Here is a 13,243-nt window from a genome sequence, read left to right as displayed (position 1 = left end):
TTGTGTCCATCTCTGTCCTGTCCTTATCCATATTTTCATACCTCTCCTTATACACTATGGCTCAAATAAAGGGAAAAAGAAGGACAAAGCGGATTTATCCTTCCGCTTTGTCCTCCCCCATCCTTTTTACACATATCGTGCAATACGATGTAATAATTATGCTATTCAGAAATATCAAAAACATTCCTCTGTCTGCTTAAACTTTCAGATGCTTGCGTACCGTAAAGAAACTTCCCAGGAAACCGATGCCGATTCCCATAAGCAGACCTATCGGCAGCAGATACCGGTATACAGTTGTTACCGGAAGGAAGTCGATAATATTCTGGAGAATACTGAATTTGGTCATCACATACTCTACCGCTCTCTCATACAGGAAATACAACAAAGCAAGCGGTATTGCCGCTCCGAAAACACCGATAATCAAACCTTCCAGTACAAACGGTGAACGGACAACAAAATCCTTCGCTCCGATATATTTCATAATCGCAATCTCTTCTTTTCGTACGGTGATACCCATCGTAACCGTATTGCTGATCAGGAAAATCGACACTCCAAGAAGAATGGCAATAATCGCAATCGAAACATATGCCACCAGCATGTTTACGCTTGAAAGCGTATTTGCTACCACATCCGACTTGTTAACTTCACGTACTCCGTCAAGTTCCTGTGCAAATTCTACAAGTTCATTCTGTGTTGAAGAAAGGGAGCGGCTTCTGGCGATCAGATTTTCATCATCGTCCATTGTCTCCATATAAACTTCGTAGTTATCAGAATTGGCAAGCGGATTATCGTTCTTAAATCCCTCGGCCAGTTCCGGATTATCGCCAAAATACTGTTTCTGGAACTCCTCCCACGCTTCATCGGCAGACACATAATTTACTCTGGCTACGCCTTCATGATTTTCCAGCTCCTGGCCAATAGCTTCTTTCTGTTCATCGGTAGCATCCTCTTCGAAGAACACCGTTATGGCAACGCCTTCTTCAGCAGTTCTGATAATATACTGAAAATTTAATATAATTGCAAAAAATAATCCAAACAGGAAGATACAAGCTGACATCGTCGCAATGGATGCGAGAGAAAACATCTTGTTCCTCCAGATATTCTTGACGCCCTGTTTTCCAACGTATCCTAATGTACTAATCCTCATCTATATACCCACCTTTTTGTTCATCACTAACGATTACGCCCTGTTTCATCGTAATAACCCGTTCATTCATCTCATTTACGATCTCCTGGTTATGTGTAACAACAAGAACTGTTGTCCCCCGTTCATTTGCCTCTTTCAGGAGACTCATAATCTCCCAGGAATTTGTGGGATCCAGGTTTCCGGTGGGCTCGTCAGCCAGCAATATGGCAGGTTCATTTACAATAGCTCTCGCTATAGCAACACGCTGCTGTTCTCCGCCGGATAATTCCTTCGGGAAAGACTTGTATTTCTGTGCAAGACCTACCAGAGAGAGCGCTGCCGGCACTTTCTTTTTAATTACCCGGGTAGGCGTCTCTGTAACGCGAAGCGCAAAAGCTATATTCTCATAAATATTTCTGTCCTTCAGGAGACGGAAGTCCTGAAAGACTACGCCTAATCCTCTTCTGTATTTTGCAATATGCCGATGTTTCATCCGGTTCAGATTCTGTCCGTTTACAATAATCGTCCCTTCTGTCGGATTTAACTCCTTCATTATCAGACGGATCAACGTAGATTTTCCTGATCCGCTGTCGCCGACGATGAAAACGAACTCTCCCCGTTCAATCCTCACGGACACTCCATTAAGAGCTGCATGCCCTTTGGAGTACTCCTTCGTCACATTTCTTAATTCAATCATATGTTCCTCCTAATTATTCATACTCCGCTGCATGTATGGACAAATCCGCTTAATATTCCAGCGACTCCATGTATTTCATGTATTTTACCACCATGAGAGCAATCTTAAACGTAATTGCATCCTCAAATACGCGGAGATCCAGCCCCGTGCTTTTCTGCAGTTTGTCCAGCCTGTATACAAGAGTATTCCTGTGAATATAAAGCTGTCTGGATGTCTCTGATACATTGAGACTGTTTTCGAAAAATTTATTAATGGTTGTCAGCGTCTCCTCATCAAAGTCATCCGGAGATTTCCCCTCAAAAATCTCTTTAATAAACATCTTGCACAGCGGAATCGGGAGCTGGTAAATCAATCGTCCGATTCCAAGTGTTGTAAACGCCACAATATCCTTTTCGTCAAAGAAAATTTTACCCACGTCAAGAGCCAGCTTTGCCTCTTTATAGGATTTGGAAACCTCTTTAATATCATTGACGATCGTGCCGTATGCAATCCTGATATGCTCTTCTCCGCCCTCATTCCGAAGCGTATCCAGCATATCTTTCGCCATTTTTTCCAGTTCCCTGTTCCCGTCCTTTTCAGTAAGTTCCTTTACAACTATAATATTCTTCTCATCAACAGCTGTAATAAAATCCTTTGACTTCCCTCCGAGAAGTCCTCTCACATTTTCAAGGGCGGCATTATCCTTTTCGTGCGATGTTTCAATAATAAAGATAACACGTTTTACTTCTGTGTCAATATGTAATTTTTTTGCACGGTTATAAATATCTACCAGAAGCAGGTTGTCCAGCAGAAGATTTTTAATAAAATTATCCTTATCAAAGCGCTCCTTGTAAGCCACAAGAAGACTCTGAATCTGGAAAGCCGCAATCTTCCCCAGCATGTACACGTCTTCGCTCTCCCCGTCTGCAAGGAGTACATATTCCAGCCTCTGTTCATCAAATATCTTGAAGAACTGACGCCCCTGAATCACCTGACTGTCCGCCGGAGACTCTACAAATGACAGCACTGCCTCACTGTAGTCATCTTCCGCATCAAATGTAGCGGCAAGCTCCTTTCCCTCCGTGTCAAGGACACAAAAATCAATCCGGGAAATTCCTTTCAGTCCCTCTATGGTGTTCTGCAGTATCTGATTTGAAATCATACCTTTTCTCCTCCACTCCTCCGGGCATTCTCATGTACATTTTTCACAAAATTTCACCCGCGAAAACATTTCCTTTCACATACTCATGTACTATATTAATGCAAAACAGCAAAAAAAGAAAGAGGAAATCCATTTTTTTTATGCATTTCCTCAAATCTTTTACAAAAAATTCACAACTCCGTCCTTTATACATTGTTAACAAAACAGTATGCGCTCTCTATCTCCCCTGCTCTTCTTTGTTCTGATGCTCCACTCTGTACCAGAAGAGTTTTTTCTGCAGGAAATGTTTCAGTCTGCCTGCCGGGCCTTTATTCTCATATTGCTGTGCAAATACCGCGCCGCATCCGAGCCATACTCTCACGTTGAGGAGTGCCTTATTCCGCGAGATAAACTCTTCCTGATACGGTGTATGAAGCACAGACAGAATGCAGTCCGTCTCTGTTCCGTTTATCTCATTAATTACATTCTCTTCCCGGGCCTCCTGGGGATCCAGAACTGAATATCCGCTGAATCGGATGCCGCGGTTTCTGTTTCTGAGCAAATTCCGGGTTTTTAAAAACTCTTCTTCACTCTCCGCAAGTATATAAACATTTTTCCGCTTTTTTTCAAGATATTTTATAAACATCTTTAAAAAAGTTCCTTCTTCTGCTTCTTTCAGCTTTGTTCTGTCACTGATATCGGCAGCTCTCAGAATCTCCGCTTCCCCCGGAAGCAGCATTGTCAGCTCTCCTGCCAGCTTTTTCCATCCTTCATCTTCTCTTTGCTCCATCAAAGTATTCATGGATATGATCTCTATCGTATCAATAGAGTCACTGTCAAGAAACTGTATTGCCTGTATCATGGCATTTTTAACCGTAACACAGTCCAGATTCAGATCCAGTATATTGATCTTTTCTTCCATAATAAATCACCCATATTCTTCCCTGGCCGTACAATTGTACCAAAGACAACGGGTTTTGTAAAGACGCCTTCAGACATCCTTCCCTGTCCTTTTCCTTTTCGTGACCATACCGCCGATCCTTCCTGTTTCCTTCGAAGTCAGGGATTTCCATCCATATTCCAGCACTTTGTCAAGCAGTCCCAGTTCAGCTGCTATTTCATATTTCGCCATCTCCTCCGGTTCCAGATTATTCAGGTCGATCTTCTTTTCTTTCTTCCTTGTCACAATACCCCTTCTTTCCGTTTTTCAGGAGTATTGCCGGAAAGTTGTCAGAATATTCACCAAAAAGGGGACGGAGCCCTTTCTAAAGGGGGCCGTCCCCTTTTCTCGTTGTCAGAAAAGTCTGTCAAATCTTTCCATTGCTTCTTTCGTCTTTTCATGTGTTCCGAAAGATGTAAGCCGGAAATGATTTTTTCCGTTTACGCCGAAACCGGCTCCCGGTGTTCCCACTACCTGGATGTTTTCAAGCAGGTAGTCAAAGAGTTCCCATGATTCCATACCGTTCGGGCATTTGAACCAGATATACGGAGAGTTTACGCCGCCGGTAAATGGAATATTCTTTTTCTTCAGAGTCTCGGCAATCACGCGGGCATTTTCCATATAGTAGGAAATGTTCCCCATGCATTCCTTCATACCCTGCTCGGTTAATACCTGCGCAGCTGCGTACTGAATGATATAGGGCGTCCCGTTGAATTTTGTAGACTGCCGTCTGTTCCACATATCATGGAGACTCAGCTGCCGTCCGTCAGATACAGTAAATACCAGTTCTTTCGGCACAACCGTATAGGAGAAACGGGTTCCGGTAAATCCTGCTGTTTTGGACAAAGAGCAGAATTCAATGGCACATCTTTCTGCACCCTCTACTTCATAGATGCTGCGGGGCAGTTCCGGCTCGGAAACAAATGCCTCATATGCAGAATCGAAGAGAATCACTGCTTCATTTGCCAGAGCATAATCCACCCATGCCTTCAGCTGTTCTCTGCTGTAGCATGCTCCGGTGGGATTATTCGGCGAACACAGGTAAATAATGTCCGCTTTTACAGAATCATCCGGCATGGGGAGGAAATTATTCTCCTCAGTTCCATTCATATAGATGATCTTTTTCCCATCCATTGTATTGGTATCCACATATACCGGATACACCGGGTCAGGTACAAGAATCACATTATCTTTTGCAAACAGTTCTGTAATATTTCCGGTATCGCTCTTTGCTCCGTCAGAGATAAATACCGCGTCCGGATCCACGCTTACGCCGTTTCTTTTATAATAATCCGACACTGCTTCCCGAACAAAAACATATCCCTGCTCCGGCCCGTATCCTTTGAATGTTTCGGATACCGCCTGCTCGTCCACCGCTTTATGAAGTCCGTCAATGGCGCTCTTTGTCAGCGGACGTGTTACATCGCCGATTCCCAGACGGATAATATTTCCGGCCTTGTCCGGATTGTTCTCTTCATATACTTTTACTCTGCGGGCAATCTCTGCAAAAAGATAGCTGTCCTGTACGTTCAGATAGTTTTCATTTAATTTGGGCATTTTCATCTTCCTTTCCATATAGTGCGGACATCCCGCGCTGTTTATACATGAGAAAAAAGCGGGATGACTCTGCCGTACCGCCCCATTGCGGCAGGACAGGGCTCAACGGGCCCGCTCTTTTATTTGCATCACTATATTATCAGAAACTCACGAATTTTTAAAGCACCTGCATGGAATTCTTTTCTGAAATTTTATTTTCTTCCTTATACACGGGTAAAACCCACATTTCGATTCACTAATATTTCGATTTACTAATATTCCTATTCGCTAGTTATATAAAAACATTTCGCTGATGCAGCAGTTCACCTTCTCCTTATCTTTCATCCCTTCAGCAGCTTAACTGCCACTACTGCCAGAATCACGCAATGTGCCACAAACATTACCGGCACACCCACCACAAATTTTGCCTTTTTTGTCTTGTGCCGGAACATAAGCATCGCCGCAAGGGCGCCCAGAGAACCGCCGGCCAGGCTCAGAAGGAGCAGCGTTCTCTCCGGAATCCGCCACTTTCCTGATCTGGCTCTTCCTTTATCCAGCCCGTACGTCACCCATGTCAAAAAATTAATCACAGACAGATAATATCCCAGAAATTTCATACCCCAATCTCCTTCCTCAAAGTAAAAGAATATATAATCTTCTCTTTCACCGGTTTTTCCGTAAGCTGTTCCAGCGCCCGGGCATAATAGTCCAGCTGGGCATGATATTTTTCTTTCAGTTCATCTGCCGCGCGCACCTGATCTGTCTTATAGTCCAGAACCACCAGACCGTCCGGCTCTTCAAAATACACATCAATAATTCCCTGGACCAGTATGGTTTCCCCGGACTGATCCTCGGGATATATTTCTTCAGCGGGCACGCCGAGGACAAACGGCTGCTCCCGGTACAGTTTCCCCTGCGCCGCTGCCGCTGCCATACGCCGGCCGCTTTCACATCCGAGGAAATAAAGGATATCCTCCATCCGGATACAGTCTGCCATCTCTTCTGTCAGTTTCCCCGCGGCTCTGTAATCTTCAATGGCCTGTGCCAGCTTCTGTTCATCATACTGCTCTGTAAAGTCCAGAAGCTCCAGCAGTTTATGATAAGCGCTTCCCCGGGAAGCTCCGGTCAGCTTCTCTTCCTCTGTCAGGAAACGGGGAATCAGAGGAACAACATCCGGCTCCTGATACATCTCCTCCCCGGACTCTTCCACAAGCGCGGTCCGCTTCTTCAGCTCAGATACCGTAAACTTCAGTTTCATCTGCCCTTCCTCTTCCCAGGGGTACACATAATCCATCTGTTTTTTCAGCTGTCCGGCATACTCCGGCGCATGATGCCTTGTACAGTCCCAGTGTTCCAGTGTATCCCGGGCCAGCACATCCGCAGTACGTTCTGCTTCCTTTTCACACTGAAGATCTTCCGCCGTAAAAAGGCGAACATCCACCGGGCAGCCCTTCCGGATCTGTCCGTTTTCTCCGGAAAATACTGCCGGTACAATCCAGTCCAGGCAGTTCTTCGCCTCTTCCAGACGGTAAAGCTCCATCCTGTCCGGTCTGTTTTCTTCTCCATCGTCCTTCTCTTCTCTGTTCCCGGCTTCGCGGATTCTCTCCTCCAGATCCTCTGTCACCTCCCGTACGCCGGTGAGAATCAATTTTTCCTTCGCCCTTGTCATCGCCACATAAAGCACCCGCATCTCCTCCGCCAGGCTTTCCAGAGATGCCTCTTCCTGTATCATCTTTTTCAAAAATGTAGGCGCCTTCGTCCGCTGTTCCAGATCCATAACATCCAGCCCGGCTCCCAGCTCCGGATGAAGGATTACGCTGCCCCGTACATCCTGCATGTTAAATGCCTTGCCCATGCCCGCGGCAAAGACAACAGGGAACTCCAGCCCTTTGCTTTTATGAATGCTCATAATCCGCACCGTATCCGCCTGCTCATCCAGAATACCGGCTTCTCCATAATCCACGTCATATTTCCGGATCTGTTCAATATAGCGGATAAAATTAAAGAGCCCTTTATAACTTGTACCTTCAAATGCCGCAGCTTTTTCCACCAGCATGTCCACATTCGCCTGGCGCTGCGCGCCTCCCGGCATGGCGCTGATATAAGTGCCGTAACCGGTCCTCTCTATCACTTCGCCCAGCAGTTCGTGAATGGGAGTATAAGGCACTTTCCGGCGGAAATAAGTCAGCTGTTCATAAAATTCCTTCAGCTTTTTCCTGGCCGCCTTGTCTTTTTCTGTTATTTCCTCTGTCTCTGTATATTCTGCTTCCGCATACCGCGGCGCGGCTGCATAAAAAGGAAGTTCCGGAAAAGCCAGACGTATCCGGGCCAGTTCTTCTGTATCCAGCGCGCCGAACGGAGACGTCAGCACAGCGGCCAGTGGCAGATCCTGTCTGGCATTGTCCAGGATCCGCAGATAATCCATCAGTACACTCACTTCATAGGTCTCAAAATACCCTTCCCTGCTCACCGAGTAAGCCGGAATTCCTTCCTCCGCCAGAACGGAGGAAAAGCTTTCTGCCCACCCTTTTATGCTCCGGGTGAGAATTACAATATCCCGGTACTGTACCCTCCGGTACGCTCCTTCTGTCCGGTCATATACCAGCCCGCTTTCTGTCAGCTCCCTGATCCGGCGGGCAATCATCCGCGCCTCTGCCTTTTTTTCATCCCTGCTGCCGTCTGCGTTCCGCATGGCCGCCTCTTTTTTATCCATCAAAAGAAGCTCCGTCCGATAGGAAAAGCCGCTGTCCGGCTCTTCCGGTCCGGCCGGGAAGTCCGCTCCCGCATAGAGCGCCGCATTATCGTCATATTCGATTCCGCCGAATCCCCGCTGCATGATCTGTTCAAACAGGTAATTCACACTGTCCAGCACTTCCGGACGGCTTCGGAAATTTTTATGCAGATCCACTCTCTGGCAGATGCTGTCGTCCAGAGTATATGTATCATATTTCTCCATGAACAGCTCCGGCCGGGACAGACGGAACCGGTAGATGCTCTGCTTCACATCTCCTACCATAAAGATATTGTTCTGTCCTTTTTCCATCCGGGAGACACTTGTAAGGACAGCCTCCTGAACCAGGTTGCTGTCCTGATACTCATCAATCATGACTTCCTCAAACCGTTCCTGATATTCCTCCGCCACAGGAGAAGGCGCCAGGCGTCCGTTCTTTTCCTCCGTAAGAATGGCAAGGGCAAACTGTTCCATGTCATTAAAGTCGATTATATTCCGGCTTCTCTTCTTCTCGTCAAGCAGCTTTGAAAACTGGTTCACCAGCCCGGAAAGCGTTTCCATGGAACCGGAAGCATCCCGCATATCTTCCGCCCACACCTGCCAGGGAGCATAGAAATATGCATCCTGCATGCCTTCCACAAGCTTTTTTGCCTGTTTCCGCAGTTTCTTTACCTCTTCCTTTTTCTCCGGAGATACTGTCGCATCCCTTTTTGTGGACAGTCTTTTCCAGGCAAATCCGGTTACCGCGTCATACATAGCTTCAAAACTTTCCGCTTTTACAATCCGGTCCAGATATTTCCGGTCAGATTCAATCATATCCGCATACATATAAGGACCGTCCGGTTCCTCGCAGACCTCCAGCGCCCGGCTCAGAATTCCGCCGATCTCTTTCCCCCGCCGGCGTACCCGAAGTTCTGCATTTTTCACAAATCCAGAGGACAGCATGTTCTCTTCTTTATACGCCCGGACACAGGATTCCAGCCATTTCCCGGGCTGAGGATAACTGCAGGAAAACTCATACAGTTTCAGAATCAGCTCCTCAATCCGCCTGTCATTTCTTCCTCTGCCGAATTTTTCTACAAACTCAAGGAATCTCTCGTCCCCTTTTTCATAGCATTCTTCCAGAAGCTCATCCAGAACATCCTGCCTGAACAGCTTCAGTTCTCCTTCTTCCACAATACGGAAGCCCGGATCTATGCCGATCACATGGAAATGGTCTCTTATCACAGAAAGACAGAAACTGTGAATCGTCGTAATGGGCGCAGTGTGAATCAGCGCCGCCTGCTGCTCCAGTCTGGCGTCTCCCGGACGCTGTTCCAGCTGTTTTTCGATGGCCGATCCGATCCGCTCTTTCATCTCAGAGGCCGCTGCTTCCGTAAATGTCACAATAAGCAGCCGGTCCACATCAACCGGCCTGCTGACATCGGTTATCCGCTGTATAATCCGCTCCACCAGCACTGCGGTCTTTCCCGAGCCTGCTGCCGCGGACACCAGAATATTCCGGTCCCTCAGATCAATGACTTTCTGCTGCTCTGCCGTCCACATCGGAGCCATGTCCCGTCACCTCCTTTTCTTCTGCCTTCTCCCTGTCTTTTCCGGCATTCTCCCGGCTGTCATCTCCTGTATTTTCCCCGGACTCTCCCGTTTTCAGCCGCATCCTTTCCACAGCCTCTTCCAGAGAATACTTCTCCAGCTGGCGGTACCGGCATCCGTCAATTCTTGGATCAAAGCCGCAGATATCTCTGCACTCACAGTAATCACATCCGGTAGCGCCGTTCAGCTCATACGGCTCTGCCTGTACTTCCCCCTCATACATTTTTTCCTTCAGTTCCGACTCCATAATCTTCGTATATGCCAGCATTGTACGGAACTCGCCGGGGGTAAGGACACGGGATGCCTTGCTCAGCGAACCATCCTTATTTCTGCCTATGGGGAAGCGCACGGAACTGCCGGACAGGCCGCGTTCCAGATGGTCCACCACCTGATCATCCCCGTTCACCAGTCCGTCCAGACGCAGTTCTTTCAGCATACTGTTTTCCACCTCTTCTTCCGTATCCGCTCTGTTCACAAAGGGATCCTGTATACGGTAGTAGAAGATTCCCGCCGGGCAGATTTCCCGGTTCGGATGTTTCTTTTTCTCGATTTCCAGGGCTGCATTGAGATACACCGGAAGCTGAATCTGCAGGCCGTGGTAAAACGCGGTAATATCAAAACTTTTCATCCCTGTTTTATAATCTGTTACCTTCACATACACTTTATTTTCATCTTCACAGGTATCAATCCGGTCAATTTTGCCGCTTCCGAATTTCAGTTCATAGCCGCTGGGCACAAAGTCGCCCTTTTCCAGCTGCCGGGTCAGCGCCCACACAGACCGGCGGATCAGCCGCTTTATCCGGTGGATCATGTACTCATTTCTTGCGGAACTGTAGAGCACTGTATTCCCGTAATCTACAATGCTCTCCTCCACACTTTCATCAATCAGCGCATCTCTTTTTTCTTCCGGCATCTCTACCCAGCTTAAGTTCTCCCGGTCGGCTTTCCTGGAGAAACGCTCCAGTGCCTGATGCGCAATATTTCCCAGATCCAGCGCCTCAAATTCATACTCTTCCCGGTCTGAAAGTTTCAGACCATACCGGAGAAAATGGGCGCAGGCGCAGGAAGCGAACTGCTCCAGTCTGGTCACGCTGATCCGGTCCGGTTCCGGATAGAGCTGCTTTGCCGTCTCCGGTTCCAGAGGCTTCGTATTGTTTCTCTTAAAGCCCGCACTGACAATCCGGTGAAGACCGGGCGCGCTTTCTTTATCTGCCGCATACCAGGTATACAGCTCTTTCCACTCCCTGCTGACGCCGTACTGTCTGTCCCGGACCCCTCCGGCCAGCCACTGCATTCCCGTCCTGGGGGTAAGCTCCCGCTCCGGCATGGCTTTTTTCTCTTCATCCTGCACGCAGATGCCGGGGAACAGCCGGCGGATGTCCTGTACCAGATAAGCCGGCCTTATGGTTTTCCCGGCTCCGGATACTCTGGACCAGGATACGGACAGATATTCCGCCGGTTTTGTCAGATTCAGATACAGATAAAATTTCTGAATATAGATCTGCTCCTTTGCGCCCGGCGACAAAGCAATCCTCTCCGCCCGGAACTGTTCCCGGTCCCGTTCTGACAGAAGCCCCCGGCTTCCTGCATTTCCCGGGAGCAGTGTATCATTGGCCCCCACAAAGAACAGGGCTCTGATATTTTTGATTCTGGTACGCTCCACATCTCCGATCACCAGCTGATCCAGACTGGGCGGAATCACGCCTACTTTGGCCTCTTCCAGACCTGCGTCAAGAAGCTCGCAGTATTCCTTCAGGGAAATCTGCTCATCTCCTAAAAGCTCTACAAATTTATCAAACAGTTCCATTACAATCCGGTATACCTGCGCATTCTCTTTTGCCAGCGCCAGTTCTCCCTGTTCCTGAAAATCCAGTTCCATTTTTTTCAGTTTTTCCTGCAGCTTTTCCTGTACGAGATACTCATAAACCGCCAGTGTCACATCCCTGACCGTCTTTTTCCTCTGCTTTAAAATGCCCATAAGCCCGGCCGTCTTTTCCACAAAAACAACCCGCAGGTGATTCAGTTCCGCCAGCTCTTCCTCATCTGTATTCCCGGTACGGCGCACCCATGCCTGCTGCCATTTCTTATACCCCTTAATGCCCAGAGCCAGACAGTAGTTTTCCATACGGTCCACCTCGTCGCAGTCAAACCCGCACAGCCCGGTTCTCAGATGCCGGAAGACACTTTCATAAGTAAAATTCTGTTCCGCCATTTCCAGAAGGCTCCGCAGGTACTCCACGAAAGCGTTCAGCAGGATGCTCTTCTTATGATCCATAAAAACAGGAATATCGTAGAGACTGCAGGCCTTTTCCAGAGCGTCCGCATATACGTCCATATCCGCGGCAATTACTGCGATCTCCCGGTACCGCAGACCTTTCTCCCGCACCAGTCTGCGGATGCTCTCTGCCACATACCGCGCTTCTCCTCTGGGATTGCCTGCTTCATGAAGGGACACCGCATTCTGTGAATCCTCGAAAGTTTTTCCCGAATACCGGAACAGTTCCGACTCCAGGAAGGCCATCCCCGGGTTATTCCGGAACCGGCGCACCGGTTTTCCGTAAAGGTATACCGGATCCTCCATCTCCGCGCCCGCTTCCCGGGCTGTTTTTACCAGGGAAACCGTCATCTGCTTGCTCATGGCGAACATCTGGTATGGATGGCGGCAGACAAAGGGATCTTCCCGTTCATCCATCTCCACCGTGATCATTACCTTTTCGCACACTTTCAGAAGCTCTCCCATGAGACGGTTCTGGACAGGAGTAAAGCCGGTGAATCCGTCCAGCGCCACAACGCTCCCTTTTAAGATTCCGGAAAAGGGCACGGCGTCGCTGAGCACATCCAGCATTTCCTCTTTGGTGATGTATTTTTCACTCAGATATGTTTCAAAACCTTCATAGACATTCCGTATATCTTTCAGTTTATAGTACAGATAGCTTTCCGGATTCAGCGTGTTCATAAATTCATCCAGCCGTTCAAAACCGACACCGTACTGGGTAAATTCTGAAATCACGGATTTCACTTCACTGATATAGCCCTGCTTCTTCAGATTTCCCTTCAGAACTGTAAGCTCTTCTTCACACTCTCCGGCGATCCTGCGGAGCACCAGATTCTTTCCTTCATCATCAAGCACAGTCCGGTTATCCTCTCCCAGCTCCTCAAAAACCCGGTGAGCCAGTCTGCCGAAACTCAGAACATCCACATTCATGATCCCGCCCCTGGGATGGGCCATACACAGATCTTTCTGAGTCTGCATGGTAAACTGCTCCGGCACAACCACAAGATAATTTTTCTCCGGATGCCGCACCGCCTCTTCTACAATATAATGATATAAATAATAGGATTTTCCGCTGCCGGAATTCCCGAAAATAAACTGTAAGGACATATTGGCCTCCCACCTGCCGATTTTCCGCTGCTTCTGGCAGTACGCCGCTGACTGACGGCATTTTTTTCACGATATCATTATACTATCCGCCAAATAATCGGACAAGCCGCAAATCTTC

The 13,243-nt window shown here is 47.9% G+C and carries 9 protein-coding genes; all 9 read right to left on the bottom strand.

Translation table 11 applies throughout. The annotated features are described in order from the left end of the window. Positions 1-196: 196 nt before the first annotated feature. The 9 genes from ftsX to AC0QUU_RS04265 all read right to left on the bottom strand — a co-directional run bounded on the left by ftsX (position 197) and on the right by AC0QUU_RS04265 (position 13,125). Complete coding sequence (gene ftsX, locus AC0QUU_RS04305) at positions 197-1,147, bottom strand: permease-like cell division protein FtsX (RefSeq protein ID WP_474544839.1); 951 nt, start codon at positions 1,145-1,147, stop codon at positions 197-199. After that, on the bottom strand, positions 1,137-1,823 hold the full coding sequence (gene ftsE, locus AC0QUU_RS04300) for a cell division ATP-binding protein FtsE (protein WP_474544838.1): 687 nt from the start codon (positions 1,821-1,823) through the stop codon (positions 1,137-1,139). The genes ftsX and ftsE overlap by 11 nt, the downstream gene beginning before the upstream one ends. Positions 1,824-1,872: 49 nt before the next feature. Then, a complete protein-coding gene (locus AC0QUU_RS04295; protein WP_474544837.1) occupies positions 1,873-2,964 on the bottom strand; it encodes a PucR family transcriptional regulator in 1,092 nt (363 codons plus the stop codon). A gap of 217 nt (positions 2,965-3,181) precedes the next feature. Continuing rightward, positions 3,182-3,865 carry a WecB/TagA/CpsF family glycosyltransferase gene (locus AC0QUU_RS04290; protein ID WP_474544836.1) on the bottom strand — a complete coding sequence of 228 codons (684 nt, stop codon included), beginning with the start codon at positions 3,863-3,865 and terminating at the stop codon, positions 3,182-3,184. A gap of 69 nt (positions 3,866-3,934) precedes the next feature. Continuing rightward, positions 3,935-4,129, bottom strand: a complete 195-nt coding sequence (locus tag AC0QUU_RS04285) for a small, acid-soluble spore protein, alpha/beta type (protein WP_474544835.1) — start codon at positions 4,127-4,129, stop codon at positions 3,935-3,937. 108 nt (positions 4,130-4,237) lie between these two features. Beyond that, the gene (locus tag AC0QUU_RS04280) at positions 4,238-5,440 is read right to left on the bottom strand and encodes an LL-diaminopimelate aminotransferase (RefSeq protein WP_474544834.1); all 1,203 of its coding nucleotides are present in this window, start codon (positions 5,438-5,440) and stop codon (positions 4,238-4,240) included. 320 nt (positions 5,441-5,760) lie between these two features. After that, positions 5,761-6,036: a DUF1294 domain-containing protein gene (locus AC0QUU_RS04275; protein WP_474544833.1), complete on the bottom strand. Its 276-nt coding sequence runs from the start codon at positions 6,034-6,036 to the stop codon at positions 5,761-5,763. Continuing rightward, positions 6,033-9,704, bottom strand: coding sequence for a helicase-exonuclease AddAB subunit AddA (gene addA, locus AC0QUU_RS04270; protein ID WP_474544832.1), 3,672 nt, complete (start codon positions 9,702-9,704; stop codon positions 6,033-6,035). The genes AC0QUU_RS04275 and addA overlap by 4 nt, the downstream gene beginning before the upstream one ends. Then, positions 9,664-13,125, bottom strand: coding sequence for a PD-(D/E)XK nuclease family protein (locus AC0QUU_RS04265; RefSeq protein WP_474544831.1), 3,462 nt, complete (start codon positions 13,123-13,125; stop codon positions 9,664-9,666). Before AC0QUU_RS04265 ends, addA begins: the two co-directional genes overlap by 41 nt. Between the last annotated feature and the right edge of the window lie 118 nt (positions 13,126-13,243).

Source organism: Mediterraneibacter sp. HA8405, assembly GCF_056148955.1.
Note: the sequence above shows the minus strand (reverse complement) of the source record. Positions and strands in the feature narration are given on the sequence as shown.